Annotated in this window: 22 protein-coding genes; 8 read left to right on the forward strand and 14 right to left on the reverse strand. The window is 74.2% G+C overall.

What is annotated here, in order from left to right; translation table 11 throughout:
* The 3 genes from ACYVID_RS09300 to cobA all read right to left on the reverse strand — a co-directional run.
* On the reverse strand, nt 1-493 hold a 493-nt coding region (locus ACYVID_RS09300; protein ID WP_460736433.1), incomplete at its 3' end, for a helix-turn-helix domain-containing protein.
* Between the two features lie 183 nt (nt 494-676).
* The gene (locus ACYVID_RS09305) at nt 677-1,480 is read right to left on the reverse strand and encodes a TrmH family RNA methyltransferase (RefSeq protein ID WP_460736434.1); all 804 of its coding nucleotides are present in this window, start codon (nt 1,478-1,480) and stop codon (nt 677-679) included.
* Nucleotide 1,481: 1 nt separating this feature from the next.
* Nucleotides 1,482-2,813, reverse strand: coding sequence for a uroporphyrinogen-III C-methyltransferase (gene cobA, locus ACYVID_RS09310; protein ID WP_460736435.1), 1,332 nt, complete (start codon nt 2,811-2,813; stop codon nt 1,482-1,484).
* An 85-nt stretch (nt 2,814-2,898) separates the two neighbouring features.
* On the opposite strand from cobA, the gene ACYVID_RS09315 reads away from it, so the two are divergent.
* Nucleotides 2,899-3,429: a YbhB/YbcL family Raf kinase inhibitor-like protein gene (locus ACYVID_RS09315; protein ID WP_460736436.1), complete on the forward strand. Its 531-nt coding sequence runs from the start codon at nt 2,899-2,901 to the stop codon at nt 3,427-3,429.
* Here the strand turns inward: ACYVID_RS09315 and ACYVID_RS09320 are convergent.
* From ACYVID_RS09320 to ACYVID_RS09330, 3 genes are read right to left on the reverse strand one after another with little or no spacing between them, the layout of a single operon-like run.
* On the reverse strand, nt 3,383-4,324 hold the full coding sequence (locus ACYVID_RS09320; protein ID WP_460736437.1) for a hypothetical protein: 942 nt from the start codon (nt 4,322-4,324) through the stop codon (nt 3,383-3,385). The two genes, ACYVID_RS09315 and ACYVID_RS09320, sit on opposite strands and share 47 nt — an antisense overlap.
* The gene (locus ACYVID_RS09325) at nt 4,317-5,081 is read right to left on the reverse strand and encodes a class F sortase (RefSeq protein WP_460736438.1); all 765 of its coding nucleotides are present in this window, start codon (nt 5,079-5,081) and stop codon (nt 4,317-4,319) included. Before ACYVID_RS09325 ends, ACYVID_RS09320 begins: the two co-directional genes overlap by 8 nt.
* A 50-nt stretch (nt 5,082-5,131) precedes the next feature.
* Nucleotides 5,132-6,235 carry a PP2C family protein-serine/threonine phosphatase gene (locus ACYVID_RS09330; protein WP_460736439.1) on the reverse strand — a complete coding sequence of 368 codons (1,104 nt, stop codon included), beginning with the start codon at nt 6,233-6,235 and terminating at the stop codon, nt 5,132-5,134.
* A 75-nt stretch (nt 6,236-6,310) separates the two neighbouring features.
* Between ACYVID_RS09330 and ACYVID_RS09335 the strand changes: the two genes are divergently transcribed.
* From ACYVID_RS09335 to ACYVID_RS09345, 3 genes are read left to right on the forward strand one after another with little or no spacing between them, the layout of a single operon-like run.
* Nucleotides 6,311-7,141, forward strand: coding sequence for a glycerophosphodiester phosphodiesterase (locus ACYVID_RS09335; protein WP_460736440.1), 831 nt, complete (start codon nt 6,311-6,313; stop codon nt 7,139-7,141).
* 16 nt (nt 7,142-7,157) lie between these two features.
* The gene (locus ACYVID_RS09340; protein WP_460736441.1) at nt 7,158-8,129 is read left to right on the forward strand and encodes an alpha/beta hydrolase; all 972 of its coding nucleotides are present in this window, start codon (nt 7,158-7,160) and stop codon (nt 8,127-8,129) included.
* Nucleotides 8,130-8,183: 54 nt separating this feature from the next.
* Nucleotides 8,184-8,603, forward strand: coding sequence for a hypothetical protein (locus ACYVID_RS09345; protein ID WP_300640921.1), 420 nt, complete (start codon nt 8,184-8,186; stop codon nt 8,601-8,603).
* Between the two features lie 73 nt (nt 8,604-8,676).
* On the opposite strand, the gene ACYVID_RS09350 is transcribed toward ACYVID_RS09345, so the two are convergent.
* The 3 genes from ACYVID_RS09350 to ACYVID_RS09360 all read right to left on the reverse strand — a co-directional run bounded on the left by ACYVID_RS09350 (nt 8,677) and on the right by ACYVID_RS09360 (nt 11,136).
* Entirely contained in the window at nt 8,677-9,765 is a 1,089-nt protein-coding gene (locus tag ACYVID_RS09350) for an SPFH domain-containing protein (RefSeq protein ID WP_460736442.1), read from the reverse strand.
* Nucleotides 9,766-9,840: 75 nt separating this feature from the next.
* Entirely contained in the window at nt 9,841-10,332 is a 492-nt protein-coding gene (locus ACYVID_RS09355; RefSeq protein WP_460736443.1) for an NfeD family protein, read from the reverse strand.
* A gap of 9 nt (nt 10,333-10,341) precedes the next feature.
* Nucleotides 10,342-11,136, reverse strand: a complete 795-nt coding sequence (locus ACYVID_RS09360) for an ABC transporter ATP-binding protein (protein ID WP_460736444.1) — start codon at nt 11,134-11,136, stop codon at nt 10,342-10,344.
* Between the two features lie 104 nt (nt 11,137-11,240).
* Between ACYVID_RS09360 and ACYVID_RS09365 the strand changes: the two genes are divergently transcribed.
* Nucleotides 11,241-11,999 (forward strand): hypothetical protein, encoded by a 759-nt coding sequence (locus ACYVID_RS09365; protein ID WP_460736445.1) that lies wholly within the window; start codon nt 11,241-11,243, stop codon nt 11,997-11,999.
* A gap of 34 nt (nt 12,000-12,033) precedes the next feature.
* Nucleotides 12,034-13,284: a phosphoserine phosphatase SerB gene (gene serB, locus ACYVID_RS09370; RefSeq protein ID WP_460736446.1), complete on the forward strand. Its 1,251-nt coding sequence runs from the start codon at nt 12,034-12,036 to the stop codon at nt 13,282-13,284.
* Nucleotides 13,285-13,356: 72 nt separating this feature from the next.
* Here the strand turns inward: serB and ACYVID_RS09375 are convergent, their stop codons facing one another.
* From ACYVID_RS09375 to ACYVID_RS09390, 4 genes are all read right to left on the reverse strand, one after another.
* On the reverse strand, nt 13,357-13,896 hold the full coding sequence (locus tag ACYVID_RS09375; RefSeq protein ID WP_460736447.1) for a SixA phosphatase family protein: 540 nt from the start codon (nt 13,894-13,896) through the stop codon (nt 13,357-13,359).
* A 130-nt stretch (nt 13,897-14,026) separates the two neighbouring features.
* The gene (gene fabI / locus ACYVID_RS09380; protein ID WP_460736448.1) at nt 14,027-14,806 is read right to left on the reverse strand and encodes an enoyl-ACP reductase FabI; all 780 of its coding nucleotides are present in this window, start codon (nt 14,804-14,806) and stop codon (nt 14,027-14,029) included.
* A gap of 13 nt (nt 14,807-14,819) precedes the next feature.
* Nucleotides 14,820-15,539, reverse strand: coding sequence for a 3-oxoacyl-ACP reductase FabG (fabG, locus tag ACYVID_RS09385; protein WP_460736620.1), 720 nt, complete (start codon nt 15,537-15,539; stop codon nt 14,820-14,822).
* Nucleotides 15,540-15,643: 104 nt separating this feature from the next.
* The gene (locus ACYVID_RS09390; protein WP_300640939.1) at nt 15,644-15,856 is read right to left on the reverse strand and encodes a dodecin; all 213 of its coding nucleotides are present in this window, start codon (nt 15,854-15,856) and stop codon (nt 15,644-15,646) included.
* Nucleotides 15,857-15,962: 106 nt separating this feature from the next.
* Here ACYVID_RS09390 and ACYVID_RS09395 point away from each other — a divergent pair, with 106 nt between their 5' ends.
* Nucleotides 15,963-16,313 carry a DUF3099 domain-containing protein gene (locus ACYVID_RS09395; protein WP_460736449.1) on the forward strand — a complete coding sequence of 117 codons (351 nt, stop codon included), beginning with the start codon at nt 15,963-15,965 and terminating at the stop codon, nt 16,311-16,313.
* Nucleotides 16,314-16,325: 12 nt separating this feature from the next.
* Nucleotides 16,326-16,547 carry an acetone carboxylase gene (locus ACYVID_RS09400; RefSeq protein WP_460736450.1) on the forward strand — a complete coding sequence of 74 codons (222 nt, stop codon included), beginning with the start codon at nt 16,326-16,328 and terminating at the stop codon, nt 16,545-16,547.
* Between the two features lie 30 nt (nt 16,548-16,577).
* On the opposite strand, the gene moaA is transcribed toward ACYVID_RS09400, so the two are convergent.
* Nucleotides 16,578-17,591, reverse strand: a complete 1,014-nt coding sequence (gene moaA / locus ACYVID_RS09405) for a GTP 3',8-cyclase MoaA (protein WP_460736451.1) — start codon at nt 17,589-17,591, stop codon at nt 16,578-16,580.
* Nucleotides 17,592-17,656 lie beyond the last annotated feature (65 nt).

Raw genomic sequence — 17,656 nt, forward strand, 5'->3', positions numbered from 1 at the left:
CGATCCCGATCCGCGACAGCCCGGCCAGCTGGTCGACGCATCCGCCGGTATCGGCCCAGACCCGGGTGATGATCGACCCGACGGTGCGCCACGCGATGCGCATCAACACCGTCGCGGCGCTCTTGGAAGTCTGGGTGGCCAGCCAGGCCACGGTGGCGTCGAAGTCGCGGGTGTGGCCGGCGTCGTGGCGCGCCCACGGCACGTGCGCGACCACGACCCCGTGGACCGGGCAGGACACCCGGGGCGCGTCGGCCTCGAGGAACGTCGTGACGGTGCCCAGGTCCAGCGAGCGCCACCGGCGTCGACCACGACCCGCGTCATAGAGGCTGCCCCGGCGTAGACAGTGTCCGCACCTGTTGCGGGACTTCGCCACCGGCCGGACATGGACGACCACACACCCGTTTCCGTCATCGTGTTCCTCGTCGTGCTCGACGGCTTCGATGACGCTCTTCTCGATACCTAGCAAGGCACGCCATAGGCTGCGTTCACGCACGCCGTTCTCCTGCTCCTGGTGACTGTTCTTCGACAGCTCAGAAACCTAGCCAGAGAACGGCGTGCGCTCATTTAGGCGCGATCGCAGCACCCACACATGCAGCAGAAGAGCCTGACTCGGCGCTGGTTCGAGCGTGAGTCGGCGCTCGCCGAGTGACGCTCGAATCCGTGCCGAGTGGGCGGGTCAGCGGCGGGCGGTGACGTAGCAGGCGACGGCAGCGGCCGCGGCGACGTTGAGCGAGTCGATGCCTGCTGCCATGGGGATGATCGCGCGCCGGTCGGCGGACTGCTCCCAGCGGGTGGAGAGGCCGTGACCCTCGGAGCCCAGGACGAGGGCCACGCGGTCGAGCCCGGCCACCGCCTCCTCGAGGGGTACGGCGTCGGGCGCGAGCGTGAGCGCCACGCTGGTGAACCCGCGTGCGGACAGGTCGGGCAGCGCGCCGTGCCAGTCCGGCACGCGGGTCCAGGGCAGGGCGAAGACGGCGCCCATGGCGACCTTGACCGACCGGCGGTAGAGCGGGTCGGCGCACCGCGGGCCGAGCAGCACGGCGTCGACACCGAGCGCTGCGCCGGAGCGGAACGCGGCGCCGACGTTGGTGTGGTCGACCAGGTCCTCCAGCACCAGCACGAACCTCGCGTCCTCGAGCACCTCCTCGACCGGCCGGTCGGGGCGCCGGTGCAGCGAGGCCAGCGCCCCGCGGTGGACGTGGAAGCCCGTCACCTCCTCGGCGAGCGCCTCGGAGATGACGTAGCAGGGGGCGTCGGAGGTCTCTAGCACGTCGGCCAGGCCGTCGAGCCAGCGGGGCGCCATGAGGAAGGACCGGGGCGTGAAGCCGCCCTCGACCGCCCGGCGCACGACCTTCTCGCCCTCGGCGAGGAAGAGCCCGTGCTCGGCCTCGAGGGCGCGGCGCAGCTGGACGTCGCGCAGGTCGCGGTAGTCCGCGAGCCGGGGGTCGGCGGGGTCGTCGACCTCGACGAGGTGCGCCACGTCAGTCCTGGCCGACGGCCGGGTCGCCTGCTGCCGGGTCACTGGCGGCGTGGGTCGCTCGGTCGGGCACCACGACCTCGGGGGCCGGGTAGCGGTCGGGGCGCGCCACCGCGACGACGTCGCCGATCACGATGATCGCCGGGGGCCGGACGTCCTGGGCCTCGATGTCGGCGCCCAGCGCGCCCAGCGTCGAGAGGACGGTCCGCTCCTCGGGCATCGTGCCCTCCACGACGACCGCGACCGGCGTGCTGGCCGGGCGGCCCCCGGCGACGAGGACCTCGGCGATCGCGCCGGCGTTGTGGACGGCCATCAGCAGCACCACGGTGCCGCGCATCCGGGCGACCGCCTCCCACGCGACCAGTGACGCGGGATGGTCGGGCGGGAGGTGCCCGGAGATCACGGTGAACTCGTGGGCCACGCCGCGGTGGGTGACGGGGATGCCGACCGCCGCCGGCACCGCGATGGAGGAGGTGATGCCCGGCACGACCGAGACCGGGACGCCGGCGGCCTGGCAGGCCAGCAGCTCCTCGTAGCCGCGACCGAAGACGAAGCCGTCACCGCCCTTGAACCGCACCACCCGCTTGCCCTCGCGGGCCCTGGCCACGATGACGTCGTTGATCGCCTCCTGGGTGGCCGAGCGGCCGCGGGGCAGCTTGGCGACGTCGACCAGCTCCACGTGGGCCGGCAGCTCGTCGAGCAGCTCGCGGGGGGCCAGCCGATCGGCGACGACGACGTCGGCCGAGGCGAGGGCCTGGCGGGCCGCGACGGTGGCCAGCGCGGGGTCACCGGGTCCCCCGCCGACGAGGACGACGCCAGGGGTCCGGTCGTGCGTCGCGCGGGCGCTGAGGGTGCCGTCCTGCAGCGCCCCCATGATCTCGTCGCGCACGCCGGCGGACTTGCGCGGCTCGCGGTTGGCCAGCACCGCGACGGTCACCCCCGCGTGCCGTCCGACGGCCGGGGTCCAGGCGCTGGCCGCCGAGGCGTCGTCGGCGCGGACGCAGAAGATCCGCCGCCGCTCGCACTCGGTCGAGACCAGATCGTTGGCGTGCGGGTCGTTGGTCGCCGCGACGACGTACCACGCGTCCTCGAGGTCGCCGGGGTCGAAGCGACGCTGCTCCCACGTGATCTCACCGGCCAGCCCCTCCAGGGCCGGGGTGACCTGGGGCGAGACCAGCAGCACGTCGGCACCGGCGGCGATGAGGGCGGGGATCCGGCGCTGGGCCACGTGCCCGCCGCCGACGACCACGACGCGCCGCCCTGCCAGCCGCAGGCCGACGGGGTACGGCGGGTGGTCCCCCTCGGGGGACGGACCGTCCTGGGACTCACCGAGCATGCGGACCATCCTCCCCCAGCAGGCTGGTCGCAGGTGCCGCCGAGGGTGGTGGTCCGGCCTCCGAGACGCGGCTACGTTCGAGGACATGACCTCCCTCGACCGACCTGTGACCCCGAACCCCTACGACCTGCTGCCCGCGGTCCCGTCGTTCTCTGTGACCAGCACCGACGTCACCGACGGCCAGCCGCTCGGCCCCGGCCAGGTAGCCGCCGAGGGCAACACCTCCCCTCAGCTGTCGTGGGAGCCCGGCCCGGAGGGCACCAAGAGCTACACGGTCACCTGCTTCGACCCCGACGCGCCGACCCCCAGCGGCTTCTGGCACTGGGTGCTGGTCGACCTGCCGGCCGACTGCACCTCCCTGGAGACCGGTGCCGGCGCCGAGGGCGCCGAGCTGCCGGGCAGCGCCTTCATGTGCCGCAACGACGGCGGCGGCAAGGGGTTCATGGGTGCCGCTCCCCCGCAGGGCGACCAGGTCCACCGCTACTTCTTCGTCGTGCACGCCGTGACCGAGGAGAGCCTCGGCGTGGACTCCGACGCCAGCCCGGCCGTCGTGTCGTTCAACCTGGTCTTCAAGACCGCCGCGCGCGCGATCCTGCACGGGACCTACCAGCACTGACCCGCGCCCCGGTGCCGGTGCTGACCGCCGGCGCCACGGTGGCCGCCTCGTGCCGCAGCCAGGCGGCCACCGTCGGGTCGCAGCGGTCGGGATCGGTCAGCCACGCCACGCAGGACTCGTACCCGCGGGTGACCCCTCCGGCCGCGTCGGCCGCGGCGGCCAGGACCAGCGCGGCAGCGCCGGGCAGCGGCTCGCTGCCGCCGGTCTCCGCGCGCAGCCGGTCCGCTGCCACGAGCAGCTCGTCGTCGGAGACCGCGTCGCGGCGGCGGCTGCGCAGGGCGGTCGCGGCCGCACCGAGGTAGCCCGTGGTGCCGGGCCCGAGCGCGTCCTCGATCTCGGTGACCAGGTCCTCCAGATGCCGCTCCAGCAGCCAGGAGGGCATCCCCCGGCCGGCGAGCACCCGGGACAGCCAGTCGACCTGGCCCAGGCAGCCGTCGCGCGGCAGCTCGGCCAGCGTGACCAGCCACGCGGAGTCGGTGCCGGCGAAGCGGGCCCCGCGCTCGGCGTACCGCGCGCGGTAGTAGGGCTCGGCCTCGAAGGTGCGGTGCGCGGCTCGCAGCGCTGCGCGGAGGCGGACGGCGTCAAGGGTCACCGAGTGGTGCCCGGCGTCGCGGTGCGCCACCCCGGAGTCGGGGCTGCGCTGCTGCGTCGAGCGCACCAGCGCGTCGACGACCCGCTCCCGGGCCCGGTGGACCTCGGGCAGCACGTCGTCGTCGGCGTGGCCCTGCAGCAGCAGGCGCAGCCGACCGGGGTCCTGGGTGCCGGCGACGAGCGAGACGCGCTCGACCCCGACGACCGCTGCCCAGGTCGCGGCGTCGCTCACCTCGCCGGTGCGGTCGCGGTCCGCCTCGGCCAGCAGCAGGTCGACCGCGCGGCCGTCGTCGGGCTCAGCCATCGACCGCGCCGCTGCCTGGGGTCGGTCCGGCAGTGGGCGAGGCCTCGGGGTCGACGGGCAGCGCCGTGACCACGACGTTGGACAGGTAGCGGGTGCCGTCCCAGTCCTCGCAGGTCAGCAGCACCAGCCGCCCGTCCACCTCCTGGCTGAAGAGCTCCGCGGCCCGCTCGGCCAGCCGGCCCTTGCGGTAGATGCGCACGGTCTCGACGACGTACTCCATCGTGTGCAGCGAGCCCTCGCCGCCCGGGGTGCGGGTGCTGCGCACCAGGACCTGGTCGCCCGCGTCGAGGGTCTCCAGGTCGTCCAGCGCCCCGCCGCCGGAGTGGACCGTGTGCCCCACGACGAGGGCGCTGCCGGTGTCGGCGCCGGGCTGGGCACCGTCGGCCCACCAGCCGAGGACCTGCGGGTCGGCCGGCGGCACGAGCGTGCGGTCGGGCGCCTCGATCGGCAGGACGGGGGCGTCGACGTCGAGGGTGGGGACGATGACACGGTCGGGGTAGCCGGGCCGGATGCGGGCGTACGTCGCGTCCTGGGTCGTGTCGACGCCGGGCGGCGGCGACGCGCTCGGGGTCCCGGCGGTGCCGGGCGCGGCCGAGGGCGGGGAGTCCCCACCGCCCGGCCGGACGAGCACGGCCACCAGCACCAGCGCCAGCAGCAGGGCCGCCGCGGCCGCGGCCGAGCGCCGCGGGCGGTCGCGGACGTAGTGCCACAGGTCGGCAGGGGCGGCCGACAGGTCGCGCGTCGCCGGGGTGTCCACGAGGTCCAGCCTGCCCGATGGGTGCCGGCGCGACACCCATCGGGGCCCGCTCAGGCGGTCGGGTGCTGCTCGGGACAGCGGTCCAGCACCAGCACCGCCCGGTCGTCGTCACCGCGCGGCACCCGGCGCAGGACCCGGTCCGCGAGACCCGGGAAGCCGGCGGCGAGCGCGGCCCGAGCGGTGCTGCGCAGCCACTCGATGCCCTCGTCGAGGTCGAGACCGGGCCGCTCCACGACCCCGTCGGTGTAGAACATCAGCGCGTCGCCCGGTGCCAGGACACCGGTGCTGTGGTGCAGCTCCGGGCGGCGCTGGACGCCGAGGGCCGTGCCCCGGGCACTGTCGACCTCCCACTGCGCGTGCTCGGCGCGCCAGACCAGCGCCGGCGGGTGTCCGGCGCTGTGCAGGTCGTAGGCGCCGGAGCGCAGGTCGACCAGGACGTGGACGGCGGTGGCGAAGGTCTCGTCGGACTCCTGGCGCAGCAGGAAGTCGTTGGCGGCCTCGACGAGTGCCACCGGGGGCAGCGACCCGATCAGCCCGCCCAGGGCCCCGGCGAACTGCAGGGCGTCGGTGCCGGCCGCGACGCCCTTGCCGACCACGTCGACCAGCACCATCTCGAGCGTGCTGCGGTCCTCGGCGAGCCGGGCGACCATGAAGTCGCCGGCATACCCCACGTCGTGCGCGGCGACCATCGCCGACTGGCAGCGCCACCCGTCCGGCAGCGGGGGCACGGTGCCCTGCCGGCGCAGCCGGTCGCGCAGGTCGGCGAGCATCGCCCCGCCGAGCGGCACCGGCAGCCCCGAGCGCTGTCGACGGGACTGGAAGAGGATGAGCGCGGCGCCCAGGACGAGCGCCAGCATCCCGGACGCGCGGGCGCTGCCGAACTCGCCGTCGCGCAGTCCGTCGACGACCGCCAGGGAGAGGGCGCCGGCGACGGTCCAGGCGGTCAGCAGCACCAGCTGTCGGTGCTTGAGCAGCAGCATGCCCAGCACCAGCCACACGAAGTAGGTGCTCACCGGCATGACGGAGTAGTAGGGCAGCGAGATCGCGAAGCAGCCGGAGACCATGGCGAGGAGGACGAGCAGGGTGGCGCGCTGGCTGGAGTCGGTCCCGCTGCGCCAGCGGCCCACCAGGTCCCGCCACGGTCGCTCGGCCACGAGCAGACACTAGGCGGTCGCGCCACGTCCCGCGGGTGTCCGCGCCGCGCCCCGGGCCCACTAGGGTCCTGCCCCGTGTCGCGACGCAGCCGTGAGCGGGCCCCGGTCCTGGTCAGTGCCCACCGGTGCGGTGCCGGCACCGACCGGTCCCGTGAGAACAGCCGCGCCGCGCTGGACGAGGCGGTCGGGCTCGGCGTGGAGTACGTCGAGTTCGACGTCCAGCGCCTGGCCTGCGGCTCCCTGGTCCTCCTGCACGACGACGAGGTCGAGCTCGAGGGACGACGGGTCCCGCTGGACCGGCTCACCCTCGCCGAGCTGCGCCGGGTCCACCCCGACGTGCTGGGCTACGAGGAGGTGCTGCGGGCGCTCGCCGGCCGCGCCAGGGCGCACGTCGACCTCAAGTTCACCTCTCCCCCGGCGGCGTACGCCGTCCCCTCGGGCACCCACGAGGTGGCTGCCGCGCGCCGGGCCGTGGAGCTCCTCGGCGTCGACGCCGTCGTGGTGACCACCCTGGAGGACGACTCGGTCCGCGCCGTCCGTGACTGGGCCGACGCCGAGGGCTTGGACCTGCTCGTCGGGCTGTCCCTCGGACGCAGCGTCCGCGGGCTCCCCGTCGTGCGCCAGGTCCGCACTCGCTGGTCGGAGCTGCGCCCGCACCTGCGCCTGACCGGGTCGCGGGCCAACCTCGTCGTCGCCAAGCACACCCTGGCCCGGCTCGGGGTCGCGGCCTACGCCCGCCGCCGCGGCCTCCCGCTCCTGGTGTGGACCGTCGACACCGAGCGGTCCCTGCGCTACTGGATGCGCCCGGGCCGCGCCTGGCTGGTGACCAGCAACCAGCCCGCGCTCGCCCTCTGGGTCCGCGACACCGGTCGAGAGGGTCTCGATGTTCCTAGGATGAGCGCGTGAGCGGCGGGGTGACGGGGTGACGGGGACGACCAACGTGCGCACCGACGTCCTCGGGGAGCCGTGGGTGGCCGAGACGATCCCGCTGGGCCACGACGACGAGGGCCCGGTCGTCGCCACGCTGGTCTCCCGCCGTGCGGCCGAGCCCAGCGGTCGCGCGGTCCTGCACGTGCACGGCTTCGCCGACTACTTCTTCCAGACCGAGTACGCCGCGTGGTGGCTGGATCGCGGCTACGACTTCTACGCCGTCGACCTGCGCAAGTACGGTCGCTCCCTCCTGCCGGGCCAGACCGCCAACCACGTCACCGACCTGCGGGCCTACGACGCCGACCTGGACGCTGCCTGGGAGCGGATCACGACCCGCGACGGGCACGACCACGTGGTCGCCTCGGCCCACTCCACCGGCGGCCTGACCCTGCCGCTGTGGCTGCACCGGCGGAGGCCGCGCGAGCTGGCCGGGGTGGTGCTCAACTCGCCCTGGCTGGACCTGCAGGGAAGCCTCCTGGTCCGCACCCTCGGGTCGCTGGTGCTCAAGGAGCTGGGCCGACACCGCCCGCTGCACGAGATCCGCCGCGACGTCAGCGGTGTCTACGCCCGTTCGCTGCACCGCGACCACGACGGCGAGTGGGACTTCGACCTGGCCTGGAAGCCGATCGAGTCCTTCGCCGTGCACGCCGGCTGGCTGCGGGCGATCAGGCACGGCCACGCCCGTCTGCAGCGGGGCCTGGACGTCGCGGTGCCCGTCCTCGTCCTGTCCTCGGACCGCTCGGCGTTCCCGCGCGACATGGGCCAGGACGTGCACGAGACCGACGTGGTGCTCGAGGTGCCGCAGATCCGGCGCTGGGCGACCGCGATCGGCTCGCGGGTCACCTACGTCGCGGTCCCCGGCGCCCGCCACGACGTGGTGCTCTCCAGGCAACCGGCCCGCGACCAGGTCTACCGCGAGCTGGCGCGCTGGTGGGCGGCGTACGTCGACGACGCGACCGCCTGACCGTCCACCCGGACGGTCCCCCACCCGGGTCGGCGTGACGGCTAGGTTGGCGCCATGAACCCTGTGACCGGACTCTCCCTCGGCCGGATCGTGATCGGCGCCGCCTCCCTGGCCCGCCCCGACGCGACGGTCGGCGCCATGGGCCTGGACGTGGCCAAGAACCCCCAGTCCGCCTTCGTGATGCGCCTCTTCGGTGCCCGTGAGGTCGCCCTCGGAGTGGCGACCCTCGTGTCCTCGGGCCGTGGCCGCACCGGCCTGGTGCTGCTCGGCGTCGGTGTCGACGCCGCCGACGCCTACGCGGGCCTCGTCGGCCCCAAGACCGACGGGATCGAGCAGCGCGCCGGCACCGTCATGACCGCCGTCGCCGGGGGCGCTGTGCTCGCGGGCCTGCTGGGTCTGCTCCCCCGCCGCTCGCGCAAGGCCGCCGCGGTCACCGCTGCTGCCGCCACCGCGGGCAAGCGCGCGAAGAAGTAGTCCCCGACGCGCCGCACCGGCCGGGACCCCGAGGGGGCCCGGCCGGTGCCGGGTCGTGCGGTCGTCGCGGGGGTCAGGCCGTGGGCGGCTCCGAGCCGTCGGCACGCCGCGGGTTGGCGGCCTGGGCGGCCTCCTGGATCGCGGCCTGCACGGCCTCGTGCGCCCCCGCGCCGGCGGACGACGTCTCCGGCAGCTCGGGTTCGCTGGAGCCCATGTCGACGCGCGTCGCCGGGCCGTCGACCTCCTGCGGGATGCCCGCGAGGTTGTTCATGGTCGAGCCGAGGCCCTCGAGCGCCTTGCCGATCTCGCTGGGGACGATCCACACCTTGTTGGCGTCGCCCTCCGCGATCTTCGGCATCATCTGCAGGTACTGGTAGGCCAGCAGCGACTGGTCCGGGCGACCGTCGTGGATCGCCTGGAAGACCGTCTGGATGGCCTGGCCCTCACCCTGGGCCCGCAGGATCGCGGCCTCGCGGTCGGCCTGCGCGCGCAGGATGCTGGACTCGCGGTCACCCTCGGCCGTGAGGATCGCCGACTGCTTCTGGCCCTCGGCGGTGAGGATCGCCGACTGACGCTCGCCCTCCGCGGTCAGGATGGCGGCCCGCTTGTCGCGGTCGGCGCGCATCTGCTTCTCCATCGAGTCCTTGATCGACGGCGGCGGGTCGATGCCCTTGATCTCGACGCGGTTCACCCGCACGCCCCACTTGCCGGTGGCCTCGTCGAGGACCCCGCGCAGCCCGCCGTTGATGGACTCACGGCTGGTGAGGGTCTCCTCGAGGTCCATGCCGCCCACGATGTTGCGCAGCGTGGTCATGGTCAGCTGCTCGATCGCCTGGATGTAGTTGGCGATCTCGTAGGTCGCAGCCACCGAGTCGGTGACCTGGAAGTAGATGACGGTGTCGATCGAGACGACGAGGTTGTCCTCGGTGATCACCGGCTGCGGCGGGAAGCTGACCACCTGCTCGCGCATGTCGATGACGTAGCGGACCTTGTCGATGAACGGCACGACGATGTTCAGGCCGGGGTTGAGGGTGGTGCGGTACTTCCCGAAGCGCTCGACGATGCCCGCGCGTGCCTGCGGCACGATGCGCACCGTCTTGGCGAGCACGGTGAGGACGAACAGGAAGACGACAACCAGCAGGATCAGGATCGCGACGCCCATGCTGCTCCTTCGTTGGGGGGCGGGTGTCTTGTCAGGGTGTGTCGGGGGTCGGGGGGTGGACCACGCGTCGCCGTCTCAGGCGTGGTCGCGGGGCAGCTGCCGCGAGGGCGGCAGGGGGTCACCGGTGGGGTGCACGAACGCCGTGGCGCCGCGGATCTCCAGCACCTCGACGGTCTGCCCGGGCTCGATGACCAGGTGCTCGTCGTACGGCGCCGCGGACCAGGTGTCGCCGGCGAGGCGGACCCTGCCGGTCTCGGTGGCGGTGATCTGGGCGGTGACCACGCCCTGGGTGCCGATCAGCTTGCTCGTGCCGAGGGAGAGCTCGGGGCCGCCGTGCAGCCGGCCCACGAGCCGGGGCCGCAGCAGCGTCAGGGTCGCCAGCGAGGTGCCGAGCGCCACGAGCACCTGCACGGCGACCGGCGCGGCGAGCACCCCGGCCACCAGGCCGCCCATCGCGCCGACGGCGAGCATGAGGAAGATGAGGTCGAGGCTGAACATCTCGGCCACGCCGAGCACCGCTGCGACCGAGAGCCAGGCCGCCCAGGCGTTGTCGCCGAGCCACTCCATGGACCGACCCTACCGGGCGCGTGTGCGCCGGCGCGCCGCCCAACGGCCGTCGCTGTGGACGACGGTGAGCGGCATGCCGAACGTCGCGGACAGGTTCTGCTCGGTGAGCGTCTGGTCGAGCAGCCCGGCCGCCACGACCGAGCCCTGGCGCAGCAGCAGCGCGTGGGTGAAGCCCGGCGGGATCTCCTCGACGTGGTGGGAGACCAGCACGGTCGCCGGCGAGTCCGGGTCGTAGGCCAGCAGCGACAGCGTGGAGACGAGGTCCTCACGCCCACCGAGGTCGAGGCCGGCCGCCGGCTCGTCGAGCAGCATCAGCTCGGGGTCGCTCATCAGCGCCCGGGCGATCTGGACGCGCTTGCGCTCGCCCTCGCTGAGCGTCCCGAAGGTGCGCGGGGCCAGGTGCTTGGCGCCGAGCTCGCGCAGCAGCGACGTGGCCCGGTCGTGGTCGAGCTCGTCGTAGACCTCGCGCCAGCGACCGAGCACGCCGTACGCCGCCGACACCACGACGTCGTGCACGGTCTCGTGCCGCGGGATCCGCTCGGCGAGGGCGGCGCTGGTGAGCCCGATGCGGGGCCGCAGCTCGAAGACGTCGACCGAGCCGAGCCGCTCCTCGAGGACGTCGACGCTGCCCTGGGTGGGGAACAGCTGGGCGGAGGCGATCTGCAGCAGGGTGGTCTTGCCGGCGCCGTTGGGACCCAGGACCACCCAGCGCTCGTCCTCCTCGACCGTCCAGGAGACCCGGTCGAGCAGCACGGAGTCGCCCCGGCGGACGGTGACGTCGACGAGCTCGAGGACCGCAGCCATGGCCGCACCCTATCCACGCGCTGCCCCGGCGCCGACCGGGCGGGAGGACCGGCGGGTCGGGCGGCGCCGGGAGCACGTCGGCCTCCGGCGTACCCTCTCCCGCCGTGACGTCGCACCTGCCCGCCTCGGCCCGCCTCGCGTGGTGGGGCACCTCCTGGTTGCGCGGCCAGGTGGTCCCCGACCTGCTCATCGACGCGGTGCTCGCCGACGACGTGACGCACGCGGTCGCCGGCCTCTCGGCGCTCGGGCTGGGGGGCGACGGCGCGACCGAGACGCTCCTCGGCGGCCTGGCCAGGCTGCGGGTGGAGGGCGCGCAGTCCTTCGGTGCCGCGTTCCCGGTCGAGGGCGACCCGGTCGGTCTCGGAGGGCCGGCGGCCTTCAACACCGCGGCGCTGGAGGCCGGGGAGGCCGTGGTGGTCGTCCTGGGCGACGGCAGCGCGGTGGGCCTGGTGCCGGAGACCGTCGGCGCGGCGACGACGTGGGTGGCCCACCGGGCCGCGCGTCGTCAGCTGCCGGACGTCGGAGAGGCCGACCGTGCGCTGCGCGCCGGGCTGCTGGAGGCCGCGGACGCGCTCGCCGCCCTGGACGTGGCCCGCTGGCGGCCCGAGGTGGCCGACCGGCTGATCGACCTGCGCCACGCCGAGCCGCTGGAGGCACCGCCCGGCACTCCCCCGCGCTGCGTGGAGCTGCTGGCCCGGGGACTGCGCGCGGCCGAGGTCGTCGAGCTGGCCCTCGAGGACGAGGGCGGGGCGCTGAGCCTGCACGAGATCACCCGCCGGGAGGCCGCGATCCTGCCCCTGGGCGCGCACGCGCGCCGCGCGATGGTGGCCGCGTGCTCTCCCGAGGTCTGGCCGCCGGCGTGAGCACGGCGTCGCGCACCGCTAGCCTCGTGCCGCGATGACGACTCCGCCGAGCAACCCCCCTCAGGCCGACGGGCCGACCCCCCACCCCGAGACCCTGCTGGTCACGCTCACGGGGCGGGAGCGCCCGGGCATCACCTCGGCGGTCTTCGCGACCCTCGCGGGCGCCGGTGTCGAGGTGGTCGACCTCGAGCAGATCGTCCTGCGCCGCCGCCTCATCCTGGGCGTGCTCGTGACGGTGCCCAGCGACGTCCAGTCGCTGCGCCAGGCCCTCCAGGTCACGGCCGACGAGCTGGCGATGACCCTCGAGGTCGAGCCCGGCACTGGGGACACCTCGCCGCCGTCCTCGCGCGGCGCCCACGTCACCGTGCTCGGCACCCCGCTCACCGCCGCCGCGATGGCCGCGGTCGCGGGCCGGATCGCCGCCGCCGGGGGCAACATCGACCGGATCGAGCGGATGGCGCGCTACCCCGTCACCGCGCTGGACCTGCGCGTCTCCGGCGCCTCGCCCGAGGCGCTGCGCGCGGAGCTGGCCACCGAGGCCGCCCGCCAGGGCATCGACGTGGCCGTCCAGCCCGCCGACCTGCTGCGCCGCGGCATGCGCCTCATCGTCATGGACGTCGACTCCACGCTCATCCAGGGCGAGGTGATCGAGATGATCGCGGCCCACGCGGGCTGCGAGGCCGAGGTCGCGGAGGTGACCGAGCGGGCGATGCGCGGCGAGCTGGACTTCGAGGAGTCGCTGCGCTCCCGGGTCGCCCTGCTCGAGGGCGTGCCGGCCTCCGCCCTGCACGAGGTGTACGACGCCATCCAGCTCGCGCCCGGGGCACGCACCATGGTGCGGACCCTGCGGCGGCTGGGCTACCGGTTCGCGATCGTCTCCGGCGGCTTCACGCAGATCACCGACCGGCTCGCGGTCGACCTGGGCATCCACTTCGCCCGTGCCAACGAGCTGGAGATCGTCGACGGCCGGCTCACCGGCCGGATCGTGGGCCCGGTCGTCGACCGCGCCGGGAAGGCGGCAGCGCTGCGCGAGTTCGCCGCCGAGGTCGGGGTCGACGTGGCCTCCACCATCGCCATCGGCGACGGCGCCAACGACCTCGACATGCTCGCCGCCGCCGGCCTCGGCATCGCCTACAACGCCAAGCCGGCCGTGCGCGACGCTGCCGACACCTCGGTGAACGTGCCCTACCTCGACACGATCATGTACCTCCTCGGCATCTCCCGCGAGGAGATCGAGGCCGCCGACCGGGCCGCCGGCGTCACCACCCCCGCTCCCCCCGTCTGAGCCCCAGCCGGCGCATCCTCCGGAGCTGTGCGCCGGTTCGGCCGTCCTCGGGGTCGGTCGTCGTCGAGCGAGTCAGGCGCGGGGCACGTGGTGGGCGCGGATGGTCGCGCCCTGTTCGTCGAGGTCGGCCCAGTCGCCGGTGAGGTCGTAGAGCGTCATCGCGGACGTCGGGTAGCCCAGGACCAGCGCGTTGGAGGCCTCCTCGTCGCCGTCACCGTCGTCGAGCAGCTCGGCGAGGTAGCCCATGGTCGGGTTGTGGCCGATGACGAGGAGCGCCAGCGCGTCCTCGGGCACCTCGCGCACCAGGTCCAGCGCGGTCTCCGGCCCGGCCTCGTAGAGGGTCTCGGACTCGTCGGTCTCGATCGCGTCGGCGTCCCACCCGGCCCCGTCGGCGACGGCGGCCCAGGTCTCGCGCGTCCGCAGGGCCGCCGAGACCAGCACGTGGTCGGGCACGAACCCCTGCTCGACCAGCCACCGCCCGGCCATCTCGGCCTCGGTCACACCGCGGTCGGCGAGGTGGCGGTCGAAGTCGGTCGGTCCGTGCGCCTCGGCCTTGGCGTGGCGCATGACGACGAGCTGGCGCGGGGTCTCCGGGCGGCGGTTCTCGGGCACGCCCACAATCTGACAGGCCCCCGGTCACCGGACAACGCGGGGTCCACAACGCGGGGTCCGCCCAGCGACGTACGTCGGCACCGACCGCGGCCCGGCGGGCCGGCCGGGCCCCGCGCAACCAGGACGCCGGTCAGGCCCCCATCGCGTGGAAACCGCCGTCGACGTGCACGATCTCGCCGGTCGTGGCGGGGAAGAGGTCCGAGAGCAGCGCGCAGACGGCGCGGGCGGTCGGCTCCTGGTCGGTGTTGTCCCAGCCGAGCGGCGCCCGGGTCGACCACATGTCCTCGAGGTCGGTGAACCCGGGGATCGCCTTGGCCGCCAAGGTGCGCAGCGGTCCGGCGGAGACCAGGTTGACCCGGATGCCCTCCGGGCCGAGGTCGCGCGCGAGGTAGCGGGCGCAGGACTCCAGGCCGGCCTTCGCCACGCCCATCCAGTCGTACGCCGGCCAGGCCACCGTGGCGTCGAAGGTCAGGCCCACGACCGACGACCCGGGTCCCATGAGCGGGCGGCAGGCGACCGCCAGGGACTTCAGGGAGTACGCCGAGACCTGCACCGCCTGGGCGACGTCCTCCCACGGCCCGTCGAGGAACCGCCCGCCGAGCAGCGTCTCGGGGTTGCCGTAGGCGATGGAGTGCACGACCCCGTCGAGGCGCGCGTCGGCGCCGAGGTGCTCGCGCACGAGGTCCGGGAGCCGCTCGAGGTGCTCGGGGTCGGTGACGTCGAGCTCGAGCACGGCCGGCTCCACCGGCAGCCGCTTGGCGATGCGACGGGTGATGCCCAGCGCCCGACCGAAGTTGGAGATGAGCACGGTCGCGCCCTGCTCCTGGGCGAACCGTGCGGTCGCGAAGCCGATCGAGGAGTCCATCGTCACGCCTGCGACGAGGACGACCTTGCCGTCGAGGATTCCCATGCCCGTTCCCACCTCAGTGCCCCATCCCGAGTCCACCGTCGACCGGGATGACGGCCCCGGTGACGTACGCCGCGCCGGGGCCGGTCAGCCACAGCACCGTCTGCGCGACCTCGTCGGTCGTGCCGTACCGCTGGAGCGGCACCTGCGACCGGATCGCGTCCTTCTGCGCGTCGTCGAGCACCGCCGTCATGTCGGTCTCGATGAAGCCGGGCGCCACCACGTTGGCGGTGATGCCCCGCGAGCCCAGCTCCCGGGCGATCGAGCGGGCCATGCCCACCAGGCCGGCCTTGGAGGCGGCGTAGTTGACCTGCCCGGCCGAGCCGGTCAGGCCCACGACCGAGGAGATGAGCACGATCCGACCGCGCTTGAGCCGCAGCATCCCCTTGGACGCCCGCTTGGCGAGCCGGAAGGACCCGGTCAGGTTCGTGTCGAGGACCCGGGCCCAGTCGTCCTCCGACATCCGCAGCAGCAGCGTGTCGGCGGTGATGCCGGCGTTGGCGACCAGCACCTCGACCGGGCCGTGCGCCGCCTCGATCTCGGCGTACGCCGCCTCGACGGCCGCGGCGTCCGTGACGTCGCAGCGCACGTCCAGGGCGCCGTCGGGCGCTCCCCCACCGCGGGTCGTCACGGCCACCCGGTCACCCTGGGCCAGGAAGGCCTCGGCGATCGCGCGTCCGATGCCGCGGTTGCCCCCGGTGACGAGCACCGAGCGGGGCTGACGGTCGGGCGGTATTCCGGGCTCGGCGGGAGGTGTCGGGCTCACGTCCGACGACGCTAGTGATTACCGACAGGTACCCGAAACGAGCGACCGACGACGGCCCCGGGTCGGACCCGGGCTCAGTCGTCCTCGAGGCGGAAGCCGATCTTGAGGCCGACCTGGAAGTGCTCGACCGAGCCGTCCTTGACCTGGCCGCGGACCTGGGTCATCTCGAACCAGTCGACGTGGCGCAGGGTCTGGCAGGCGCGCTCGATGCCGTTGCGGATGGCCTGGTCGATGCCCTCGGGCGAGGTGCCGACGATCTCGGTGATGCGGTAGGTGCGGTTGGTCACGTCGCGACCCTACTCCCGACGGGCCGCCGCGGCGGGCTGGCGCGCCAGACCCGGGCGGGGTGCGCGCGCCCTGGTGGGTGACCGGGGCCGACGTACGCTCGAGGTCATGGCACGACAGCGTGGCGATCGCGACGACGACGCCGTTCGCATCACCTCCGCCGCCCCCAGCCCGCAGGAGGACCTGCGGCGGCGGCAGAAGCGCTACCTGCTCTCGATGAGCCTGCGGTCCCTCTGCTTCGTGGGCGCCGTCATCGCCGGGCTCGCCGGCATCGACTGGCTCTGGCCGATCCTCATCGCCGGGGCGGTGATCCTGCCCTACATCGCCGTCGTGCTGGCCAACGTCCAGGCCACCCGGATGCAGGAGCACGACCTCGGCGCCGCGGCGTACACCGCCCGGGCGCTCGGCGGCAGCAGCGAGCAGCGCCCCCTCGGCGCCTCCTCCGCCGACCGGGGCTGACACACTCCGGGCGTGGGATCACTGGACGAGCCGGACGTCTGCTCCGGCAAGGGCTGTCGCCAGCCCGCGACGCACGCGCTGCTGTGGAACAACCCGAAGATCCACACCCCTGAGCGCCGCAAGGCGTGGCTGGCCTGCGAGGAGCACCTCGAGCCGCTGCGCTCCTTCCTGGGCTCGCGCGGCTTCATCAAGGACGTCGTGGTGCACGAGAAGGGTGCTGACCACACGGTCTGACCCTGGCCGGGCCCCGGGGTGCCGGCCTGCTCAGCCGCCGATCGCCGACATCGGACGGGCGGGCTGCAGGAAGGTCTCGTCGTCGATGCCGTGCCCGGCCGCCTTGCCGCGCATGGCCACCACCCAGCGGTCGGCCAGCTCCTCGTCGGTGGCGCCGGCCCGCATGGCCGTGCGCAGGTCGGACTCCTCGCGCGCGAAGAGGCAGTTGCGGACCTGGCCGTCGGCGGTGAGCCGCACCCGGTCGCAGTCACCGCAGAAGGGCCGCGTGACCGAGGCGATGACGCCCACGGTGCCGGGGCCCCCGTCGACCGTGAACAGCTCGGCCGGGGCGGAGCCGCGGGGCTCCTCGGCCGGCTCGAGGACGAACTCCTGCTCGAGCATCGCGAAGATCTCGTCGGCCGTCACCATCGCGTCGCGGTGCCAGCCGTGCTGGGCGTCCAGGGGCATCTGCTCGATGAAGCGCAGGTCGTAGCCGTGGTCCAGGCACCAGCGCAGCAGCTCCGGGGCCTGGTCGTCGTTGACGCCACGCAGCAGCACGGCGTTGACCTTGACCGGGCCGAGGCCGGCGTCCTGCGCAGCCGCGAGACCCGCGACCACGTCGTCGAACCGGTCGCGGCGGGTGATCGTGTGGAAGGTGTCGGCCCGCACGGTGTCGAGGCTGACGTTGACCCGGTCCAGGCCCGCCTCGGCCAGGGCGGTCGCGGTGCGGGCCAGGCCGAGGGCGTTGGACGTCATCGAGACGTCGAGGTGGTCGCCCAGCGCCCGGGTGCGACGCACGATGTCGACCAGGCCACGCCGCACCAGCGGCTCCCCGCCGGTGAACCGGACCTCGTGCACGCCCAGGTGCTGCACGGCGACGCCGATCAGCCGCACGACCTCGTCGTCGGTGAGCACCTGCTCCCCCGGCAGCCAGTCCAGGCCCTCGGCGGGCATGCAGTAGCTGCACCGCAGGTTGCACCGGTCGGTGAGGGAGACCCGCAGGTCCGTCGCGACGCGACCGAACCGGTCGGCGAGCACGCGCTGGTCCGGGACTCGGGTCGTCATGTGACGGAGCATACGTGGGGCACCTCACTCCTCACGGACCCCTGGTCACCCGGTGGGCCGTGACC

This window comes from Nocardioides ginkgobilobae, assembly GCF_054781275.1.

Excerpts from the sequence above, each read along its gene's own strand:
- ACYVID_RS09345 (WP_300640921.1), top strand. The coding sequence starts at position 8,184 with ATGAACCCTGTGACCGGACTCTCCCTCGGCCGGATCGTGATCGGCGCC.
- ACYVID_RS09360 (WP_460736444.1), bottom strand. The coding sequence starts at position 11,136 with ATGGCTGCGGTCCTCGAGCTCGTCGACGTCACCGTCCGCCGGGGCGAC.
- ACYVID_RS09395 (WP_460736449.1), top strand. The coding sequence starts at position 15,963 with ATGGCACGACAGCGTGGCGATCGCGACGACGACGCCGTTCGCATCACC.
- ACYVID_RS09315 (WP_460736436.1), top strand. The coding sequence starts at position 2,899 with ATGACCTCCCTCGACCGACCTGTGACCCCGAACCCCTACGACCTGCTG.
- moaA (WP_460736451.1), bottom strand. The coding sequence starts at position 17,591 with ATGACGACCCGAGTCCCGGACCAGCGCGTGCTCGCCGACCGGTTCGGT.
- ACYVID_RS09350 (WP_460736442.1), bottom strand. The coding sequence starts at position 9,765 with ATGGGCGTCGCGATCCTGATCCTGCTGGTTGTCGTCTTCCTGTTCGTC.
- ACYVID_RS09355 (WP_460736443.1), bottom strand. The coding sequence starts at position 10,332 with ATGGAGTGGCTCGGCGACAACGCCTGGGCGGCCTGGCTCTCGGTCGCA.
- cobA (WP_460736435.1), bottom strand. The coding sequence starts at position 2,813 with ATGCTCGGTGAGTCCCAGGACGGTCCGTCCCCCGAGGGGGACCACCCG.
- ACYVID_RS09320 (WP_460736437.1), bottom strand. The coding sequence starts at position 4,324 with ATGGCTGAGCCCGACGACGGCCGCGCGGTCGACCTGCTGCTGGCCGAG.
- fabI (WP_460736448.1), bottom strand. The coding sequence starts at position 14,806 with ATGGGAATCCTCGACGGCAAGGTCGTCCTCGTCGCAGGCGTGACGATG.
- serB (WP_460736446.1), top strand. The coding sequence starts at position 12,034 with ATGACGACTCCGCCGAGCAACCCCCCTCAGGCCGACGGGCCGACCCCC.